Source organism: Pseudomonas pseudonitroreducens (genome assembly GCF_021603645.1).
Classification (GTDB): Bacteria; Pseudomonadota; Gammaproteobacteria; order Pseudomonadales; family Pseudomonadaceae; genus Pseudomonas; species Pseudomonas pseudonitroreducens.
The window spans coordinates 372,329-391,186 of sequence record NZ_BQHJ01000001.1; the positions used below are offsets into that span (position 1 = coordinate 372,329).

15 protein-coding genes and 3 tRNA genes are annotated in these 18,858 nt (G+C 65.5%); 16 read left to right on the forward strand and 2 right to left on the reverse strand.

What is annotated here, in order from left to right:
* Positions 1–77 precede the first annotated feature (77 nt).
* The 14 genes from L6D89_RS01730 to L6D89_RS01795 all read left to right on the forward strand — a co-directional run bounded on the left by L6D89_RS01730 (position 78) and on the right by L6D89_RS01795 (position 12,667).
* Entirely contained in the window at positions 78–2,966 is a 2,889-nt protein-coding gene (locus tag L6D89_RS01730; protein ID WP_236198554.1) for a motility hub landmark protein FimV, read from the forward strand.
* A gap of 19 nt (positions 2,967–2,985) precedes the next feature.
* Positions 2,986–3,843 (forward strand): tRNA pseudouridine(38-40) synthase TruA, encoded by an 858-nt coding sequence (gene truA / locus L6D89_RS01735; protein WP_236198555.1) that lies wholly within the window; start codon positions 2,986–2,988, stop codon positions 3,841–3,843.
* 57 nt (positions 3,844–3,900) lie between these two features.
* Positions 3,901–4,524: a phosphoribosylanthranilate isomerase gene (locus tag L6D89_RS01740; RefSeq protein ID WP_236198556.1), complete on the forward strand. Its 624-nt coding sequence runs from the start codon at positions 3,901–3,903 to the stop codon at positions 4,522–4,524.
* A 241-nt stretch (positions 4,525–4,765) separates the two neighbouring features.
* Positions 4,766–5,641, forward strand: a complete 876-nt coding sequence (accD, locus tag L6D89_RS01745) for an acetyl-CoA carboxylase, carboxyltransferase subunit beta (RefSeq protein ID WP_038803623.1) — start codon at positions 4,766–4,768, stop codon at positions 5,639–5,641.
* On the forward strand, positions 5,638–6,918 hold the full coding sequence (gene folC, locus L6D89_RS01750) for a bifunctional tetrahydrofolate synthase/dihydrofolate synthase (RefSeq protein WP_236198557.1): 1,281 nt from the start codon (positions 5,638–5,640) through the stop codon (positions 6,916–6,918). The genes accD and folC overlap by 4 nt, the downstream gene beginning before the upstream one ends.
* Before the next feature lie 35 nt (positions 6,919–6,953).
* Complete coding sequence (locus L6D89_RS01755; protein ID WP_236198558.1) at positions 6,954–7,610, forward strand: SPOR domain-containing protein; 657 nt, start codon at positions 6,954–6,956, stop codon at positions 7,608–7,610.
* Positions 7,611–7,714: 104 nt separating this feature from the next.
* A complete protein-coding gene (locus tag L6D89_RS01760; protein WP_138525869.1) occupies positions 7,715–8,257 on the forward strand; it encodes a CvpA family protein in 543 nt (180 codons plus the stop codon).
* A 106-nt stretch (positions 8,258–8,363) separates the two neighbouring features.
* Positions 8,364–9,869 carry an amidophosphoribosyltransferase gene (gene purF / locus L6D89_RS01765; RefSeq protein ID WP_236170971.1) on the forward strand — a complete coding sequence of 502 codons (1,506 nt, stop codon included), beginning with the start codon at positions 8,364–8,366 and terminating at the stop codon, positions 9,867–9,869.
* A 27-nt stretch (positions 9,870–9,896) separates the two neighbouring features.
* A complete protein-coding gene (locus tag L6D89_RS01770; RefSeq protein WP_236198559.1) occupies positions 9,897–11,108 on the forward strand; it encodes an O-succinylhomoserine sulfhydrylase in 1,212 nt (403 codons plus the stop codon).
* A 2-nt stretch (positions 11,109–11,110) separates the two neighbouring features.
* Positions 11,111–11,872, forward strand: a complete 762-nt coding sequence (locus L6D89_RS01775) for an SDR family oxidoreductase (protein WP_373874920.1) — start codon at positions 11,111–11,113, stop codon at positions 11,870–11,872.
* Positions 11,873–12,075: 203 nt separating this feature from the next.
* Positions 12,076–12,151, forward strand: a tRNA-Val gene (locus L6D89_RS01780).
* A 15-nt stretch (positions 12,152–12,166) separates the two neighbouring features.
* A tRNA-Asp gene (locus L6D89_RS01785) sits at positions 12,167–12,243 on the forward strand.
* Positions 12,244–12,339: 96 nt separating this feature from the next.
* Positions 12,340–12,416 (forward strand) — tRNA-Asp (locus L6D89_RS01790).
* A 62-nt stretch (positions 12,417–12,478) separates the two neighbouring features.
* Entirely contained in the window at positions 12,479–12,667 is a 189-nt protein-coding gene (locus L6D89_RS01795) for a hypothetical protein (RefSeq protein WP_236198561.1), read from the forward strand.
* On the opposite strand, the gene L6D89_RS01800 is transcribed toward L6D89_RS01795, so the two are convergent.
* Together L6D89_RS01800 and L6D89_RS01805 are read right to left on the reverse strand one after the other, a co-directional pair.
* On the reverse strand, positions 12,668–13,705 hold the full coding sequence (locus L6D89_RS01800; RefSeq protein ID WP_236198562.1) for an AraC family transcriptional regulator: 1,038 nt from the start codon (positions 13,703–13,705) through the stop codon (positions 12,668–12,670). It abuts the gene before it with no gap.
* A complete protein-coding gene (locus L6D89_RS01805; RefSeq protein ID WP_236198563.1) occupies positions 13,702–14,820 on the reverse strand; it encodes a carbon-nitrogen hydrolase family protein in 1,119 nt (372 codons plus the stop codon). Before L6D89_RS01805 ends, L6D89_RS01800 begins: the two co-directional genes overlap by 4 nt.
* A 216-nt stretch (positions 14,821–15,036) precedes the next feature.
* On the opposite strand from L6D89_RS01805, the gene L6D89_RS01810 reads away from it, so the two are divergent.
* Positions 15,037–17,070, forward strand: coding sequence for an NADPH-dependent 2,4-dienoyl-CoA reductase (locus L6D89_RS01810; RefSeq protein WP_236198564.1), 2,034 nt, complete (start codon positions 15,037–15,039; stop codon positions 17,068–17,070).
* Between the two features lie 287 nt (positions 17,071–17,357).
* Positions 17,358–18,818, forward strand: a complete 1,461-nt coding sequence (locus L6D89_RS01815; protein ID WP_236170966.1) for a coiled-coil domain-containing protein — start codon at positions 17,358–17,360, stop codon at positions 18,816–18,818.
* Positions 18,819–18,858: the final 40 nt, after the last annotated feature.

Below are 18,858 nucleotides of genomic sequence, written 5' to 3' on the forward strand. Positions count from 1 at the left end.
GAGGGTGTAGTGGGCAGCGGCGCCCGATAGACGTCGTTCTAATCCAGAAAAAAGCTATTAAAACAAGGGATTAATATATGGTCCGGCTTCGTAAACTGGTGCAGGCAATCGCAGCTGCTTCGGCACTGACCTCGGGCATGGCGCATGCGCTGGGGTTGGGAGACATCCACCTGCGTTCGGCACTGAACCAGCCGCTGGACGCCGAGATCGAACTGGTCGAAGTTCGTGACCTGTCCTCGGCCGAGGTAATCCCGAAGCTGGCTTCGCCGGAAGACTTCAGCAAGGCCGGCGTCGACCGTCAGTACTTCCTGACCGGGCTGAAATTCACTCCCATCGTCAAGCCGAACGGCAAGAGCGTCATTCGCGTGACCTCCGACCGGCCGGTGCAGGAACCCTACCTCAACTTCCTCGTGGAAGTGCTCTGGCCCAATGGCCGGTTGCTGCGTGAATACACCGTGCTGCTGGACCCGCCGCTGTACTCCCCGCAGACCGCTGCCGCGGTGCCGCGCGCGCCGATGGCGGCGCCGGCTCCGGTGGTGCGTCCGGCCGCCACGGCAGCACCGCGCCCGTCGGCCGCTGCCGCGCCGCGCCCCGCTGCGGCGCCTGCGCCGTCTCGTCGCCTGGAAGGCAACGAGTACCGTACCGGCAAGAACGACACCCTCTGGGAAATCGCCGCGCGTGCGCGCCCGGATGGCAGCGTTTCCGTGCAGCAGACCATGCTGGCGATCCAGGACCTCAACCCCGATGCCTTCCTTGGCGGCAACATCAACCGCCTGAAGAGTGGCCAGGTACTGCGCCTGCCCGATGCGGAGCAGATCAAGGCGCGCACCCAGCCGGCAGCGGTCACCGAGGTCAACCAGCAATACACCGCCTGGCGTGAAGGCCGCAGCTTGCCCACTGGCGGCGCTCGCCAGCTGGACGCCACTCCGCGCGCCAATGCCGGTAACGCCCCGGCCCAGGCTGATAGCAAGGACAGCCTGCGTCTGCTTTCCGGCGAAAACGGCAAGGCCAAGGGTGGCGACAAGGGCAGCAAGGACGGTCAGGCCGTCGCTGACAAGCTGGCCGTCACCAAGGAAAGTCTCGACAGCACCCGTCGCGAGAACGACGAGCTGACCAGCCGCATGACCGATCTGCAGAGCCAGATGGACAAGCTGCAGAAACTCATCGCGCTGAAGGATGCGCAGCTGGCGAAGCTGCAGAACGAACTGGGCAGCGACAAGTCCGCCGCCAATGGCGCGGCTGCCGTGCCTGCTCCGGTGCCGGGTGCCGATTCGGCCGCCCAACCGGCTACTCCGCCGGCTCCTGCGGTAGCAGAACAACCGGCTGCACCGACCCCGGGCGGGGATGCGGGCACGCCGCCAGCCCCGGCTGCCGAAGCACAACCGGCTCCGGCGCCGGCCCCGGCTCCTGCTGCGCCGGCCCCCGCGCCTGAGGCGCAGAAGCCGCAACCTGCTCCCGCTCCCGTCGCGGCGCCGGTCGAGCAGGCCGAGACCAGCTTCATCGACGAGATCCTGGCCAACCCGATCTGGCTGGGCGCCATCGCCGGCAGCGCGCTGCTGGCGCTGCTGGTCCTGCTGATGATCATTTCCCGCCGTCGCGCCGCCAAGGAGCAGGAAAGCCTTGCTGCCTACGCCGGTGACGACGAGCAGCACCTGGACGATGACCTGGCCCTCGCCGGCAGCGAACTCGACACCCTGGACGTACCGCAGGCCGCCGAAGTCGCCGCCCCGGCGCAAGCTGCGCCCGAGCGTGTCGCCGCGCAGACCAGCGACGCGCTCGGCGAAGCGGATATCTACATTGCCTACGGCCGCTTCAACCAGGCCGCCGAACTGCTCCAGGGCGCCATCTACGACGAGCCGCAACGTGCTGACCTGCGTCTGAAGCTGATGGAGGTCTATGCCGAGATCGGTGACCGCGAAGGTTTCGCCCGCCAGGAAAACGAGCTGCGCGAAATCGGCGGCGCCGAACCGCAGGTCGAGCAACTGAAATCCCGCTACCCGGGCATGGTCACCCTCGCTGCCGTAGGTGGCGGGCTGGCTGCTGCCGCGGCGGCTGCCGATGATGAGCATGACCTCGACGGCTTCAGCCTGGACGACTTCGCCATCGATACCCCCAGCGCCGCTGCAGAGCCTGCTGCTCAGCCCCACGGCGATCTGGACGATGCCTTCGACCTGGCGCTCGATGACCTCGACCTGGGCGAAGACAAGCCGGCCACCCCGGCCGCACAGACGAGCGATGAGCTGTCCTTCGGCAGCTTCGATCTGGACGACAGCCTGAGCCTGGGCAACTCGCCGGCCGAGGCGCCGAGCGCGAACAAGGTCGAGGATGACTTCGCCTTCGACCTGGACCTGCCGGAAGAGCCGGCTGCCAAGGTCGAGGCTCCATCGCTGGTCGACGATCTGAGCGATTTCTCCCTGGACCTGGATAACGACCTGGAGAAGGACGCGCATTCCACCCTGGCTTCGGCGGAAGATGACTTCCTGCTGAGCCTGGACGATGACACTGCCTCGTTGTCCGGCGTGAGCCCCGAGGAGTTCAGCCTGGATATCGACAGCAAGGCACCTCAGGTCGATAACCTGCCGGATGACTTCGACCTGTCCCTGGCGGATGACCAGCCGCTGCCGGCCAAGGCCGATGACAGCTTCGCTGCGCAACTGGACGAAGTGAGCGCCGAACTGGATCGCCTCTCCGCGCAGAACGACGAACCCAAAGCGCCAGTCGCACCGCCGGTTGAAGACAGCTTCGCCGCTGGCGACCTGGACCTGCCGGGCGAGGCTGCCGACGACGAGGACGATTTCGACTTCCTCTCCGGCGCTGACGAAGCGGCTACCAAGCTCGACCTGGCGCGTGCCTACATCGACATGGGCGACACTGAAGGCGCCCGCGACATCCTCGACGAAGTACTCACCGAGGGTAACGACAACCAGCAGCAGGAAGCGCGTGAACTGCTCGGGCGTATCGCCTGAGCCGGAAGGCTCCATATAGATGATTGAAGCAGTACTCTCAGCGGCGGCCGATTCGGCCGCCGTTGGCGTTTCCAGGATTGCCCTGGGCGTCGAATTCAAAGGCTCGCGTTATCGCGGCTGGCAGCGCCAGGAGAATGGTGTGCCAACCGTGCAGGGGGCGCTGGAAAAGGCCCTGTCCCGGGTGGCTGATCACCCCGTTTCGTTGATGTGTGCGGGGCGCACTGACGCGCTGGTGCACGCGAGCGGGCAGGTGGTGCATTTCGATACCACCGCCGAGCGCTCGCTCATCGCCTGGGTCATGGGCACCAATGCCAACCTGCCCAACGATATCAGCGTGACCTGGGCCAAGGTGATGCCGGCACATTTCCATGCGCGCTTCAGCGCCATGGCACGGCGCTACCGCTATGTAATCTACAACGACCAGATCCGCCCGGCCCACATGGCCGAGGAGGTCACCTGGAACCACCGTCCGCTGGCCGCTTCGCGCATGCGCGAAGCGGCCCGGGCACTGGTCGGCGCCCATGATTTCACCTCGTTCCGCGCCGTACAGTGCCAGGCCAAGTCGCCGGTGAAAACCGTGCATCACCTCGAGGTGATCGAGCACGGCCGCTTCATCGTGCTGGATATTCGCGCCAACGCTTTCCTGCACCACATGGTGCGCAACTTCGCCGGTGTGCTGATGACCATCGGCGCCGGTGAGCGGCCGGTGGAGTGGGCAGCCGAAGTACTGGAGGCGCGAGATCGCCGTGCCGGGGGTGTCACCGCGCACCCTTACGGGCTGTACCTGGTGCGCGTGGAATACCCGGAGGAGTTCGTGTTGCCCGAGCGCTACCTGGGGCCACATTTCCTTTCAAGTTTGCCGGATGTCGTTGGCTGACGTTGCCAGGGTCATTTGCTACCATCGATCGATCACTTGCCTGAAGGTTGCTGCATCTTGTCTGCCGTTCGCATCAAAATCTGCGGTATTACCCGAGTCGAGGATGCCCTGGCGGCCGCCGAAGCGGGCGCTGACGCCATCGGCCTGGTGTTCTACGCCAGGAGTCCGCGGGCAGTGAGCATCCAGCAGGCGCGGGCAATCGTTGCGGCGTTGCCGCCCTTCGTCAGTACCGTCGGCCTGTTCGTCGATGCCAGTCGCTGCGAGCTGGGGGAAATCCTCGATGCGGTGCCGCTGGACGTCCTGCAGTTCCATGGCGACGAAACGCCGGAGGCCTGCGCGGGCTGGCACAAGCGTTACCTCAAGGCCTTGCGCGTGAAACCGGGCGACGACGTGGCGGCGCAGATCGCGAACTATCCGCAGGCCAGCGGTTTCCTCCTCGATACCTATGTGGAGGGCGTCCCTGGCGGAACCGGGCTGGCCTTCGACTGGTCACTGGTGCCGCAGGACGTACAGCGTCCGTTGATCCTGGCCGGCGGCCTGACGGTCGCCAATGTGGCCGAGGCGATCGCCCAGGTGCGCCCCTATGCCGTGGACGTGAGCGGCGGGGTGGAGGCAAGCAAAGGCATCAAGGATGCGCAGAAGATCCGCGACTTCATCGCCCAGTGTCGTTCGGTGGCGTGACGCGGAATCTTCATGTGACGACGAGCGGCCTGCCGCCGTCCACTACCCAATCGCTGCACGGCAGCGTTTGGGACTCGTCGGTGGCTGTCGCCGGCGACCCAGTGGTGTATTCATGGCGACGCCCTCGGGCGGCGCCTTTGTTTGCGAGGGGTTCCAGCCTTGAGCTCGGAACCGCGACGATGAATTTGCTCAGGGGCACGCGCAACCCATCGCGCCGCGTCCCTGCACTGGAGACGAGAGCATGAGCAACTGGCTGGTAGACAAGCTGATCCCTTCCATCATGCGTTCCGAGGCGAAGAAGAGCTCGGTCCCGGAAGGCCTGTGGCACAAGTGCCCGTCCTGCGAGGCGGTACTGTACCGTCCGGAGCTGGAAAAGACCCTCGACGTCTGCCCCAAGTGCGATCACCACATGCGCATCGGCGCCCGCGCGCGCATCGATATCTTCCTCGATGAGGAAGGTCGCGAGGAGCTGGGCGCAGAGCTGGAGCCGGTCGATCGTCTGAAGTTCCGTGACAGCAAGAAGTACAAGGATCGCCTGACCGCTGCGCAGAAAGACACCGGCGAGAAGGACGCGCTGATCTCCATGAGTGGCAAGCTGATGGGCATGCCGGTCGTGGTCAGCGCCTTCGAGTTCTCCTTCATGGGCGGCTCCATGGGCTCCATCGTCGGCGAGCGCTTCGTGCGCGCTGCCAACTACGCCCTGGAAAACCGTTGCCCGATGATCTGCTTCTCGGCCTCGGGCGGTGCGCGCATGCAGGAGGCCCTGATCTCGCTGATGCAGATGGCCAAGACCTCCGCTGCACTGGCTCGCCTGCGCGAAGAAGGCATTCCGTTCATCTCCGTGCTGACCGACCCGGTCTACGGCGGCGTTTCCGCCAGCCTGGCGATGCTCGGCGACGTGATCGTCGGCGAGCCGCGCGCGCTGATCGGCTTCGCCGGCCCGCGGGTGATCGAGCAGACCGTCCGCGAGAAGCTGCCCGAAGGCTTCCAGCGCAGCGAGTTCCTGCTGGAGCACGGCGCCATCGACATGATCGTTCACCGTGCCGAGCTGCGTCCGCGCCTGGCCAAGGTGCTCGCCAAGTTCACCCACACTCCAAGTACCGCGCTCGCAGGATGACCCAACGCACCCTTGCCGACTGGCTCAGCTACCTCGAACAACTCCACCCCACGGCAATCGACATGGGGCTGGATCGCTCCCGTGAAGTAGCCGGCCGGCTTGGCCTGGGGCGTCCCGCGCCCCGCGTGGTGACCGTCACCGGTACCAACGGCAAGGGTTCCACCTGCGCCTTCCTCGCGGCGATGCTCGGCGAGCAGGGCCTGCGCGTTGGGGTCTATAGCTCCCCGCACCTGCTGCGCTACAACGAGCGCGTGCTCATCGATGGTCTTGAGGCCAGCGATGAGGCGCTCTGCGAGGCTTTCGCCGCCGTCGAGGCGGCGCGTGGCGATATCTCCCTGACCTACTTCGAGATGGGCACCCTCGCGGCCTTCTGGTTGTTCGAACGCGCCAACCTCGATGCCGTGGTGCTGGAGGTCGGCCTGGGTGGACGCCTGGATGCGGTCAACCTGATCGACTCCGATGTCGCCGTGGTCACCAGTATCGGCATCGATCATGCCGACTGGCTGGGCGACACCCGCGAAAGCGTGGCCTTCGAGAAAGCCGGCATCTTCCGCGCCGGCAAGCCCGCCGTGTGTGGCGACCTGGAGCCGCCGGCACCGATCCTGGAGCAGGCTCGCCAACTGGGTTCGCCGCTGGTCCTGCGCGGCCGCGATTTCGACCTGGCGATGGGCGAGGGCGACTGGCACTGGCGTGGTCGCTCCGCATCGGGCGAGGCGTTGTCTCTGCACAATCTGCCGCTGCTTGACCTGCCAATGGAGAACGCTGCACTGGCCTTGCAGGTCTACGCCCTGCTGAACCTGCCGTGGCAGTCCGAGCAACTGGTCGCCGCGCTGCTGCGCACTCGTGTTACCGGGCGCCTGGATCGCCGCACCGTGCAATGGCACGGCGAAGAGCGCCACTTGCTGCTCGACGTCGGGCATAATCCGCACGCATCGCAATACCTGGCCAGCCGTCTGCGTGCAGCGCCGCCCCAAGGCGTGCGCCATGCGGTATTCGGCCTGTTGGCGGACAAGGATCTCGACGGCGTACTGGAACCGCTGCTCGGCTTGGTGCAGGATTGGGCCGTTGCACCACTGCCCACCGGCCGCAGTCGTCCTGTCGAGGAACTGGAAGCCGCGCTTCAGGCGCGCGGGGCGCAGGTCAGTTGCCATGGCGACATTGCCGCGGCGCTGGTAGCGCAGTGCGATGCAGCGGGCACCGATGACGAGATTCTGGTGTTCGGATCGTTCTACAGCGTGGCGGATGCCCTGGAGTGGCTCGCCAAGGCTGCTCAATAAGCTGCTCAATCAAGTACACCTAAGGGGAGTTGTGCATGGCGTTGCTCGATAAGGGGCTCAAGCAGCGGGTAGTCGGAGCGCTGGTGCTGCTGGCGCTGGCGGTCATCTTCCTGCCGATGCTGTTCTCCCGCGAGGACGATGTGCGCCAGGTGGTCGTCGAGGCGCCCGTGATGCCCAAGCCGCCGGCCATGCCCACGGTCGAAGTGCAGCCCACCGAGGTTCCCGAGCCGCAGGCCGAGGATGCGGAGAATGCCGTGCCACCGGCCGAAGCTGCGCCGGCGCAGGCGCCTGCCGCGCCTATCGCCAGCCTGCCGACCCAGCAGGCGCAAGCGCCACAACCCAAGGCTCCGGCCCCGCAGCCCGTCGCACCCAAACCTGCTCAGCCAGCGCCTCAGGCTGCCGCTGCGGCCGCACCGGCGCAGCAGCCAGCGCAGCGCCTGGACAGCAACAATCTGCCGGTGAGCTGGTCGGTACAGCTGGCCAGCCTGTCCAATCGCGCCCGCGCCGATGAATTGCAGAAGTCCCTGCGCAGCCAGGGTTACAACGCCTACGTGCGCAGCTTCGACGGCATGAACCGGGTGTTCGTCGGCCCGGTGGTCGAACGCGCCGAGGCGGACCGCCTGCGCGATCAGTTGGGCAAGCAGCAGAAGCTCAACGGCTTCGTGGTGCGCTTCCAGCCTGAACGTGGCTGAGCTGGTTCGTTAGCTTCACTCAATCAGCCCCATGGCAAACTGGGGCTCTTCTAAATCGAAGGCCTCTGCTAAAATGCGGGGCCTTTCCGTTTCTGGGCCGCAACGTGGCATTTACCTGGGTCGATTGGACGATGATCGGCATCATCGTCATTTCCAGCCTGATCAGCTTGAGCCGTGGTTTCGTCAAGGAAGCCCTGTCGCTGGTCACCTGGATCGTAGCCGGTGCGGTCGCCTGGATGTTCGGCGGCGCGCTGGCCGAGCATCTCGCACCCTACATTCAGCTGCCCTCGGGGCGCGTCATCGCCGCTTGCGCTCTTCTTTTCGTCGTCACGCTGCTGCTCGGCGCACTCGTCAATTTCCTCATCAGCGAGCTGGTGCGGGTGACCGGCATGTCCGGCACCGACCGAGTGCTCGGCATGGTGTTCGGTGGCGCCCGAGGCGTGCTGCTGGTGGTTCTTCTGGTCGGCCTGCTGAGCCTTGCACCGGTGCAACAGGATCCGTGGTGGCAGCAATCGGTGCTGATGCCGCATTTCCTGATGGTCGCCGACTGGTCGAAGAACTTCATCCTGACTTTTGCCGGGCAGTGGATGTCCGGCGTGACCATCACTCCGCCATCCGGAGTGGGGTCTTTGCTGCCGGCCCAATGACGGGCGGGCAGAGGCGACGGGTAGCCGTCGCCGCTATGGCAGGTCCGGTGGATACTGCCGAATACGGAATTGTTTTAGCCTGAACACCAACTAGGGGTTGCGTCGCATGTGTGGCATCGTCGGTATCGTGGGCAAGTCGAACGTCAATCAGGCGCTGTATGACGCCCTCACCGTTCTCCAGCATCGTGGCCAGGACGCTGCGGGGATCGTCACCTGTCAGGACGACCGTCTGTACCTGCGCAAGGACAACGGCCTGGTCCGTGACGTCTTCCAGCAGCGTCACATGCAGCGCCTGGTCGGCAAGATCGGCATCGGCCACGTGCGCTACCCCACTGCGGGCAGCTCCAGTTCCGCCGAGGCCCAGCCGTTCTACGTCAACTCGCCGTATGGCATCACCCTGGCGCACAACGGCAACCTGACCAACGTCGAGCAGTTGGCCAAGGAAATCTACGAGTCCGACCTGCGCCACGTGAACACCAACTCCGACTCGGAAGTGCTGCTCAACGTGTTCGCCCATGAGCTGGCGGTGCGCAACAAGCTGCAGCCCACCGAGGAAGACGTGTTCGCCGCCGTTGCCGGCGTGCATGCCCGTTGTGTCGGCGGCTATGCCGTGGTGGCGATGATCACCGGTCACGGTATCGTCGGTTTCCGCGATCCCCATGCGATCCGCCCGATCGTCTTCGGCCAGCGTCACACCGAGAACGGCGTGGAATACATGATTGCCTCGGAAAGCGTGGCGCTGGACGTCCTCGGCTTCACCCTGATTCGCGATCTCGCGCCGGGCGAAGCGGTGTACATCACCGAGGAAGGCAAGCTCTATACCCGCCAGTGCGCGGCCAACCCGCAGTACTCGCCGTGCATCTTCGAGCACGTCTACCTGGCGCGTCCGGACTCCATCATCGATGGCATCTCGGTCTACAAGGCCCGCCTGCGCATGGGCGAGAAGCTGGCCGACAAGATCCTCCGCGAGCGTCCGGACCACGACATCGACGTGGTCATCCCGATCCCGGACACCAGCCGCACCGCCGCGCTGGAACTGGCCAACCGCCTGGGCGTGAAGTTCCGCGAAGGCTTCGTGAAGAACCGCTACATCGGCCGTACCTTCATCATGCCCGGCCAGGCCGCGCGCAAGAAATCGGTGCGCCAGAAGCTCAACGCCATCGAGCTGGAATTCCGCGGCAAGAACGTGATGCTGGTGGACGACTCCATCGTGCGCGGCACCACCTGCAAGCAGATCATCCAGATGGCCCGCGAGGCCGGCGCGAAGAACGTCTACTTCTGCTCCGCCGCTCCCGCCGTACGCTACCCCAACGTCTACGGCATCGACATGCCGAGCGCCCACGAGCTGATCGCGCACAACCGCAGCACCGAGGAAGTCGGCGAGCTGATCGGCGCCGATTGGCTGGTGTATCAGGACCTGCAGGACCTGATCGAATCCACCGAGGGCGGCAAGATCAAGATCGAGCACTTCGACTGTGCCGTGTTCAATGGCGAGTACGTCACCGGCGACGTCGACGAGGCCTATCTGAACAAGATCGAGCAGGCGCGCAACGATGCGACCAAGACCAAGGTCGCCGCCGTCAGCGCCATCATCGATCTGTATAACGACTGATCTAGAAACGAATAGGGAGAGCAGGGCATGGCTCAGGATTGGGAAGCCGGCCGGCTGGACAGCGACCTCGAGGGCGTCGGTTTCGACACCCTGGCGGTGCGCGCCGGCCAGCGCCGCACCCCGGAAGGCGAGCACGGCGAAGGCCTGTTCACCACTTCCAGCTACGTGTTCCGTAGCGCCGCCGACGCGGCTGCACGTTTCGCCGGTGAAGTGCCGGGCAACGTCTATTCGCGCTACACCAACCCCACGGTGCGCACCTTCGAGGAGCGCATCGCTGCGCTGGAAGGCGCCGAGCAGGCGGTGGCTACCTCCACCGGCATGTCGGCCATCCTGTCCCTGGTGATGAGTCTGTGCAGCGCTGGTGACCACGTGCTGGTCTCGCGCAGCGTGTTCGGCTCGACCATCAGCCTGTTCGAGAAGTATTTCAAGCGTTTCGGTATCGAGGTGGACTATCCGCCGCTGAGCGACCTGAAAGCCTGGGAGGCGGCGTGCAAGCCGAACACCAAGCTGTTCTTCGTCGAATCGCCGTCCAACCCCTTGGCCGAGCTGGTGGATATCGCCGCGCTGGCCGAGATCGCCCATGCCAAGGGCGCGCTGCTCGCCGTGGACAACTGCTTCTGCACCCCGGCATTGCAGCAGCCGCTGAAGTTGGGTGCGGATGTGGTGATCCATTCGGCGACCAAGTACATCGACGGCCAGGGTCGCACCATGGGCGGCGTGGTGGCGGGTCGCCGCGCGCAGATGGAGCCCGTCGTCGGCTTCCTGCGCACCGCCGGTCCGACCCTCAGCCCGTTCAACGCCTGGATCTTCATCAAGGGCCTGGAAACCCTGCGCGTGCGCATGCAGGCCCACAGTGCCTCGGCCCAGCAAGTCGCTGAATGGCTGGAGCAACAGTCGGGCGTCGAGCGCGTCTACTACTCCGGGCTGCCCAGTCATCCGCAGCACGAACTGGCCAAGCGTCAGCAGAAGGGCTTCGGCGCGGTGGTGAGCTTCGAGGTGAAGGGCGGCAAGGACGCGGCGTGGCGCTGCATCGATGCCACCCGGATGATCTCCATCACCACCAACCTGGGTGACACCAAGACCACCATCGCCCACCCGGCTACGACCTCCCACGGTCGCCTGTCGCCGGCCGAGCGCGAGAACGCCGGTATCCGTGACAACCTGATCCGCGTCGCCGTGGGCCTGGAGGATGTCGACGACATCAAGGCCGACCTGGCGCGAGGCCTGGCTGCGCTGTGAGCATGGCGGACATCCTTGGCAACGGCCGCGTCGTCCTGGTAACCGGGGCGGCGCACGGCATTGGTCTGGGCATCAGCGCCTGGCTGGTCGCCGAGGGCTGGCAGGTGGTGCTGGCGGACATCGACCGCGAGCGTGGCCCGAAGGTGGCTGCGGCGCTGGGCGAGCGTGCCAGCTTCATCGCGCTGGATGTAGCCAATGAGGGGCAGGTTGCCGCGGCCGTTGCCGAGCTGATCGGTCAGTTCGGCCGCCTGGACGCGTTGGTGAGCAATGCGGCCATCGCCAGGCCGCACAACACCGCCCTGGAGAGCCTCGGGCTGAACGAGTGGAACCGCACCCTGGCGGTGAACCTCACCGGGCCGATGTTGCTGGCCAAGCACTGTGCGCCGTACCTGCGTGCGCACAGCGGTGCAATCGTCAACATTGCTTCGACCCGTGCGCACCAGTCCGAGCCGAACTCCGAAGCTTACGCAGCGAGCAAGGGCGGCTTGCTGTCGCTGACCCATGCCCTGGCCGGCAGCCTGGGGCCGGATATCCGCGTCAACGCGATTTCTCCCGGCTGGATTGATGCCCGTGACCTGCGCGAGCGCGAGGCCGAGCCGCTGACCGAGCTGGATCATGACCAGCACCTGGTCGGTCGCGTTGGTACGGTGGAGGACGTCGCAGCAGCGGTATCCTGGCTGATCGGCGACGGCGCCGGCTTCGTCACCGGCCAGGAGCTGGTGATCGATGGCGGCATGACGCGCAAGATGATCTACCTCGACTGAGAGTCGAGCGTGGAAGAGGAGGGCGGCCCGCGGGTCGCCCTTTTTCTTTTGTGGCTCTCCGACTCCGGGGGTGGGCTGTTCGCGAGCTGCACCGAGGTCGCTGACCGCACACCGAACTTTTTTTGCGGGAAATGAAAAAAATTTCAATCAGGGCATTGACTTAGGATTCGCCGGCTGTAGAATGCGCCCCACTTCGAGACGAAGGGTGATTAGCTCAGCCGGGAGAGCATCTGCCTTACAAGCAGAGGGTCGGCGGTTCGATCCCGTCATCACCCACCACTCTCGCAGTTACGCGCAGCGGTAGTTCAGTCGGTTAGAATACCGGCCTGTCACGCCGGGGGTCGCGGGTTCGAGTCCCGTCCGCTGCGCCATTTCCCCCTCCTTGGTTCCTACCCCGAACCAGCTTGTCGAGTGATTCACTCCAGGCGCAAGGAGGTTGCTGTACCGGACGAAAGTCCAACCGACACGCAGCGGTAGTTCAGTCGGTTAGAATACCGGCCTGTCACGCCGGGGGTCGCGGGTTCGAGTCCCGTCCGCTGCGCCATATTCGAAAGCCCTCAGGTAGCGATACCTGGGGGCTTTTTCGTTTCCGTCCGAAAATTCCTGGTGCTGTTCTGTAAGACGCTGTCACAGGTCGTTCACTTTCAGCGTCTAGCTTTTTTCCCATGGTCTTTGCTAAAACCGGATCGAACGGTCAGGAGAAAGCCAATGGACGACTATCAGGAAGAGCTGCTCGAACTGCACGCCGTGGAACAGGATCTGCCGGAGCCGGCCGACGACGCCACGGAGATGTGATCAGGCGCTGTGGCGCTGGGCGCGGCGGAATTCCCCGGGCGTCTGCCCGCTCCAGCGCTTGAAGGCGCGCTGGAACGCCTCAGCGGAGGCGAAACCGAGCAGATAGGCGATCTCGCCGAAGGCCAGGTCGGTGTCGCGGATGTAGATCATCGCCAGGTCGCGGCGGGTGTCGTTGAGGATGCTGCGGAACTGCGTGCCTTCCTCCGCCAGCTTGCGGCGCAGTGTCCAGGTTGGCAGCTTGAGGCGGGCGGCGACTTCCTCCAGGTCCGGCTCGCGGCCGTTGAGCATCGGGCCCAGCAACTGGGCGACACGCTCGCGCAGGCTGCGTGTGCGGGTCAGTTGCTCCAGTTCCTTCTCGCAGATATCCAGCAATTGCCGCCAGGTGCTCGGACAGTGGTCCGGATTGCCGCGCGCCAGGGCCGACTGGTCCAGGCGCAACTGGTTGTGCTCGGCACCGAATTCCACCGGGCAGCCGAGCATCTCCTCGAAGCGTGATGCCCAGGCCGGCGCCGGGTATTCGATCTCGATCTTCTCCGGGCGCAGCGGCTGTGCGCCGATGCTGCCGAGCATGCTGACCCAGCCAGCCAGCACAGAGTCCACGACAAAGCGGTTGTAGGCGTTGTACGGGCTGATGGAGTAGAAGCGCAGCCAGGCGCCACTGGCGTCCTCGATGAAGCTGCTCTGCCCGCGGTAGTTCTGTGCGTACAGCGGCTCGAAGCGGATCAGTGCACGAGCGGCGGCGCGCAGGTTCGGTGCCTGCGCGGCGGTCACGCCGGCCAGGCCACTCTGGCTCGGTCGGCTCAACTGGCCCATGCGCAGTCCCAGGGCGGGGTCGCCGCTCTGCTGGATGGCCGCATGGCCCAGGCGCATGTAGCGAGGAATGGAGAGACGCGCGCCGGGTTCGCCCAGGCGTGCGGCGTCCAGCCCGTATTGTTGAAGCAGGGGGTGCGCGGCGACGCCGCTTTCTTCCAGCGCATCGGCGAGGCTGTGGACAAAACCCACTGACAGGTCGCCGAGGCGCATGGTTGGGCGGTTCATAGCCAGAGGTTGATCAGGCGCGCGCCGGGGCCTTCGGGCGCCAGGGTGTGGCTGCCGCCGCTGACCACCAGGCTGCGGCCGTCGCTGCCCAGGTCCCATAGGTGGCCACGCATGAATACGGTGATGCCGGCATGGGCGCCGCTTTCACCCAGGCGGCCGGCCAGGGCCAGGCGCTCCCAGGCTTCGCCTTCGGTGAGTTCGCCCGGCTTGATGCGCACGTCGTCCGGCGTCGCGCCGCCGTTATAGCCTTTCCACGGCTTGTTCCAGTTGCCGTTGCCGGTAAGGAAGGCCGGGACTGCGATGATGTCGGGCTTGTTCGCGGCCAGAGCCTGGTAGCTCACCGGGTACCAGCTGTCGGCGCAGACCAGCACGCCCAGGCGTCCGGCCGGGGTCTGCAGGACCTGCAGGTCATCCGGGTCGCCGCCACGGGTGAAGCCTTTCTCGTCGTCGATGGGGAACAGCTTGCGCTGCGGCTTGCCCAGCGGCAGGCCGTCGCTGCCAAAGACCTGAGTAACGTTGTAGAGGCGACCGTTGCCTGTGCGGATCTGCCCTTCGACGATGCGCGGGTTGGGCAGCACGATGGAGCCGGCGACGATGGTCACGCCGAATTCCCTGGCCAGCCCGCCGAACAGCGTCTGGTAGTCGTGGGCCATGTCCACTGCCTTCATGCGGAACAGGGCGTCGGCCATGCGGTCCTCGCCCTTGGCGCCGAGCCAGCCGCGTGCCAGTTTCAGCGGGTTGCTGGCGGCCATCCATTCCATGGCCTCGGCGATGTGCTCGGTCTGGTAGACCTCGGGCTTCTCGCCCGCGGCCACCAGCCAGGTGCCGATGTGCTCGGGGAAGACCACCACGGTGCGCGGGTTGATCAGCCCTTCGTCGCGGGCCTTGGCCAGGTAGGCGCGGAATTTCAGGCGCAGGCGCTCGACGCTCTGGTAGTCCTGGGTATAGAGCTCGGGCTGCACGCCCAGCAGGTTGCCGCGCTCGGACGGTTGGCCCTGGTTGAGCGAGACCTGGCTGCGCAGGTCGGACAGGTAGTGGCCCACCGGGCGACGCTCGGCCCAGCCGGCATAGCCGGCGAAGAGGATCACCAGGACGAGGAAGATCAGCTTGCGCATAAAGGACAGGTACTCATGGGATGCACCACAGGGTAGGGGTTGGGCCGGGTGTTGCCAAGACGGCGTGTCATCTTTGGTCAGTAACTTGTCATTTTCGATCATTGAGCGGCGAGGGTGCGCTCCTTAGAGTCTGCCCCATACCGACCGCTCCCCATGCCTTGCCGTTCCACGGCCGCCGGCTGAGGGGGCGGCATCATCGTGAATGCCGGAGGAAACATGACCGCCACTTACCCGCACCTGCTCGCACCGCTGGACCTGGGCTTCACCACCCTGCGCAACCGCACCCTGATGGGCTCCATGCACACCGGCCTGGAAGAGAAGCCGCAGGGCTTCGAGCGCATGGCGGCCTACTTCGCCGAGCGCGCTCGCGGCGGCGTTGGCCTGATGGTCACTGGCGGCATCGGCCCGAACGAGGAAGGCGGTGTGTATTCCGGCGCGGCCAAGCTGAGCACCCCGGAAGAAGCCGAGAAGCACAAGATCGTCACCCAGGCGGTGCACGAGGCGGGCGGCAAGATCTGCATGCAGATCCTCCACGCCGGCCGCTACGCCTACAGCCCCAAGTCCGTCGCGCCCAGCGCCATCCAGGCGCCGATCAACCCGTTCAAACCGCGCGAGCTGGATGAAGAGGGCATCGAGAAGCAGATCGCCGACTTCGTCAATTGCTCGAGCCTGGCCCAGGTGGCCGGCTACGACGGCGTCGAGATCATGGGTTCGGAAGGCTACTTCATCAACCAGTTCCTCGCCGCCCACACCAACCACCGCACCGACCGTTGGGGTGGTAGCTACGAGAACCGCATGCGCCTGCCGGTGGAGATCGTCCGCCGCGTGCGTGAGGCCGTAGGCCCGAACTTCATCATCATCTATCGCCTGTCGATGCTCGACCTGGTGGAAGGTGGCAGCACCTGGGACGAGATCGTCCTGCTGGCCAAGGCCATCGAGCAGGCCGGCGCGACCATCATCAACACCGGTATCGGCTGGCACGAAGCGCGTATCCCGACCATCGCCACCAAGGTGCCGCGCGCGGCCTTCACCAAGGTCACCGCCAAGCTGCGCGGCGAGATCGGAATCCCGCTGATCACCACCAACCGCATCAACACCCCGGAAGTGGCCGAACAGGTGCTGGCCGAGGGCGACGCCGACATGGTCTCCATGGCCCGTCCGTTCCTCGCCGACCCGGACTTCGTCAACAAGGCCGCCGAAGGCCGCAGCGACGAGATCAACACCTGCATCGGCTGCAACCAGGCCTGCCTGGATCACACCTTCGGTGGCAAGCTCACCAGCTGCCTGGTCAACCCGCGTGCCTGCCACGAGACCGAGCTGAACTACATCCCGACCACGCACGTGAAGAAGGTCGCCGTGGTCGGCGCCGGCCCGGCGGGCCTGTCTGCTGCCACCGTGGCGGCCGAGCGTGGCCATGAGGTGACCCTGTTCGACGCCGCCGGCGAGATTGGTGGGCAGTTCAACGTCGCCAAGCGTGTACCCGGCAAGGAAGAGTTCTACGAGACCCTGCGCTACTTCAAGCGCAAGGTGGAAACCACCGGGGTCGACCTGCGCCTGAATACCCGCGTCAGCGTCGATGACCTGGTCAAGGGCGGCTTCGACGAGATCATCCTGGCCACCGGCATCGTGCCGCGCACCCCGGCGATCCCGGGCATCGACAACGCCAAGGTGATCAGCTACCTGGATGCCATCCTCGAACGCAAACCGGTCGGCAAGACTGCCGCCGTGATCGGCGCTGGCGGCATCGGTTTCGACGTCTCCGAATACATCACCCATGCCGGCGAATCCACCAGCCTGGACCGCCATGCCTTCTGGCAGGAATGGGGTATCGACGAGAACCTGGAAGCCCGTGGCGGCATCGCCGGTATCCAGGCGCACCCGCACGCGGCGGCGCGCCAGGTGTTCCTGCTGCAGCGCAAGAAGTCCAAGGTCGGCGACGGCCTGGGCAAGACCACCGGCTGGATCCATCGCGCCGGGCTGAAGAACAAGCAGGTGCAGATGCTCAACAGTGTCGAGTACCTCAAGGTCGACAACGACGGCCTGCACATCAGCATCGCCGGCGGCGAACCGCAGGTGCTGCCGGTGGACACCGTGGTCGTCTGTGCCGGCCAGGACCCCCTGCGCGAGCTGCATGAGGGGCTGGTCGCTGCCGGCCAGAACGTGCACCTGATCGGCGGCGCCGACGTGGCTGCCGAGCTGGATGCCAAGCGCGCCATCAACCAGGGCTCGCGCCTCGCTGCCGAGCTCTGATTCTGCTGAACGCTCAGTCGGCTGAGACTTGAGTCGCAAAACCGGGCCCGGAAAAGTTCCCTTCCGGGCCCGGATATCGCCCCGAAAATCCAACCGCGTCACAGAATTATCCAGCCAGTTAACCGCCCGGCCTGACCGCCGGGTCGGGTGCCAACCCAGTCACATTGCCTGCGACATTAATTCCCCTAGACTTGCTCGGATGTCGGGATTTTCCCGCTGTCTGGGTGCTGCATTTCTGACAGACCCTTTTTTCAGACTTCCTCCCGCACCAGCCCAGAGGTCAATCGATGAGCATGCAGAAGAAGCCTCAAATGGTGGAAGCCGTGGTCTTCTTCAATGACCGTGGCGTCTGCAGGGAAATGCTCTACCCCGAATTCGAGGCGCTGCTCGACAACGTCGTGCAGATGTCGGAATACGCCGATCAGCAGATGCAGCTTGCCTATGTGCTGATCAACCCGCGCCTGCTGGTCAAGGCCGTGGTGTTCTTCTATCTCGACTTCGACGAGAAGGGCGAAGCCGACCGCGGCTGGAACCTGCCGCTGCGCAATCTCGCCGACCGCGCCGGACGCGGCCCCGACATGGGCGCAGGCCCCATTCGCCTGGCCTGCCGCAGCCAGTGCCCGGTGTCCTGGCACCAGATGCACCTGTGGGACCCGAGCCTGGATGCCGCTCAGAACCATCTGGTGCAACTGCGCGAGGCGGTCAAGCGCAACAACCTCGGCGTGCTGGTGGAGGAAGAGCCTGCCGCCGTGGAGCTGGCGCGCCTGCAGATGGCCGACGAGCATCAGTGGTACGCACCGACCGAGGAATCTCGCGAGGAGGCCGAGAAGCTGGCCCGCGCGATGCTCGAGGAACACCAGCAGAAGACCGCCGAACTGCTCGGCCAGCATGAGGCTCGCCTGTCGCAGATCAGCCAGCAGCATGAGCAGGAGCTCAGCCGCCTGAAGCTCGGCGCGCAGGAGCAGGTCAAGGTACTGCAGGCCGAACTGGCTGCCGTGCGTGAAGGCCTCAAGCGTGAGGAAGAAATCAACGCCGGCTTGCGCCGTGAACTGGACGGCCAGGCCAATGGCTTCCAGCGTGGTCGTGAGGAATTGACGGCGCAGTTGCGGCATATCGAACAGAGCGGCCGCGACGAGCTGGAACAGCTGCGTCAGCAGATCGAGGAAGAGTCACGCACTCGCATGGCCAGTCTGGAGGCTCGCTACAAGGAGCAGATTTCCGTCCGCGACGTCGAGCTGGGCTACCGCAATGAGCTGGACCAGCAGTTGCAGCAGGAGAACCAGCAACTGCGCCAGGAGGCCGAGCAACTGCGCGAGGAAACCGCCCAGCTGCGCCAGATAGCCGCACAACTGCAGCAGGGCGCCGAAGGCCTGCGCCTGGAGCTCGACGCCCTGTCGGCCAAGGCGGCGGATGGCTCGGTGCTGGAGCGCTTGGCGGGCATGGGGGTGATCTTCGTGGTGTACCATCCCGGCGCCGGTCATTTGACCCTGTCGCTGCAGGATGTCGCCCGTTACCAGGAAAATCCCATGGCTTACGCCGCCGCCAAGTGCTTCGTCGCCGAAGACCAGTACCGCAGCTGGCTCGCCCATTACCAGCAACCCGCCTGTGAAGGACGGCTGTCCAACGGCGAGCGTTGCGCCATGCCCATCGATCGCGTGGAAACTCCCGGCCGCTTCGTCGAAGGCGACAGCAATTGCTGCTCCCGACACAAGACTGCCGGCCGGCTGCGCAGCGTCACCAGCGGCTGAACGGGGCGCCTTGCGGTTCCCCGGCTGGCGCCCTGATGCC

Bases quoted from the DNA above. Each gene is read 5' to 3' on its own strand.
- L6D89_RS01775 (WP_373874920.1), top strand. From the start codon at position 11,111: ATGGCGGACATCCTTGGCAACGGCCGCGTCGTCCTGGTAACCGGGGCG.
- L6D89_RS01755 (WP_236198558.1), top strand. From the start codon at position 6,954: ATGGCGTTGCTCGATAAGGGGCTCAAGCAGCGGGTAGTCGGAGCGCTG.
- L6D89_RS01815 (WP_236170966.1), top strand. From the start codon at position 17,358: ATGAGCATGCAGAAGAAGCCTCAAATGGTGGAAGCCGTGGTCTTCTTC.
- accD (WP_038803623.1), top strand. From the start codon at position 4,766: ATGAGCAACTGGCTGGTAGACAAGCTGATCCCTTCCATCATGCGTTCC.
- L6D89_RS01770 (WP_236198559.1), top strand. From the start codon at position 9,897: ATGGCTCAGGATTGGGAAGCCGGCCGGCTGGACAGCGACCTCGAGGGC.
- L6D89_RS01730 (WP_236198554.1), top strand. From the start codon at position 78: ATGGTCCGGCTTCGTAAACTGGTGCAGGCAATCGCAGCTGCTTCGGCA.
- truA (WP_236198555.1), top strand. From the start codon at position 2,986: ATGATTGAAGCAGTACTCTCAGCGGCGGCCGATTCGGCCGCCGTTGGC.
- L6D89_RS01810 (WP_236198564.1), top strand. From the start codon at position 15,037: ATGACCGCCACTTACCCGCACCTGCTCGCACCGCTGGACCTGGGCTTC.
- purF (WP_236170971.1), top strand. From the start codon at position 8,364: ATGTGTGGCATCGTCGGTATCGTGGGCAAGTCGAACGTCAATCAGGCG.
- L6D89_RS01805 (WP_236198563.1), bottom strand. From the start codon at position 14,820: ATGCGCAAGCTGATCTTCCTCGTCCTGGTGATCCTCTTCGCCGGCTAT.
- folC (WP_236198557.1), top strand. From the start codon at position 5,638: ATGACCCAACGCACCCTTGCCGACTGGCTCAGCTACCTCGAACAACTC.
- L6D89_RS01800 (WP_236198562.1), bottom strand. From the start codon at position 13,705: ATGAACCGCCCAACCATGCGCCTCGGCGACCTGTCAGTGGGTTTTGTC.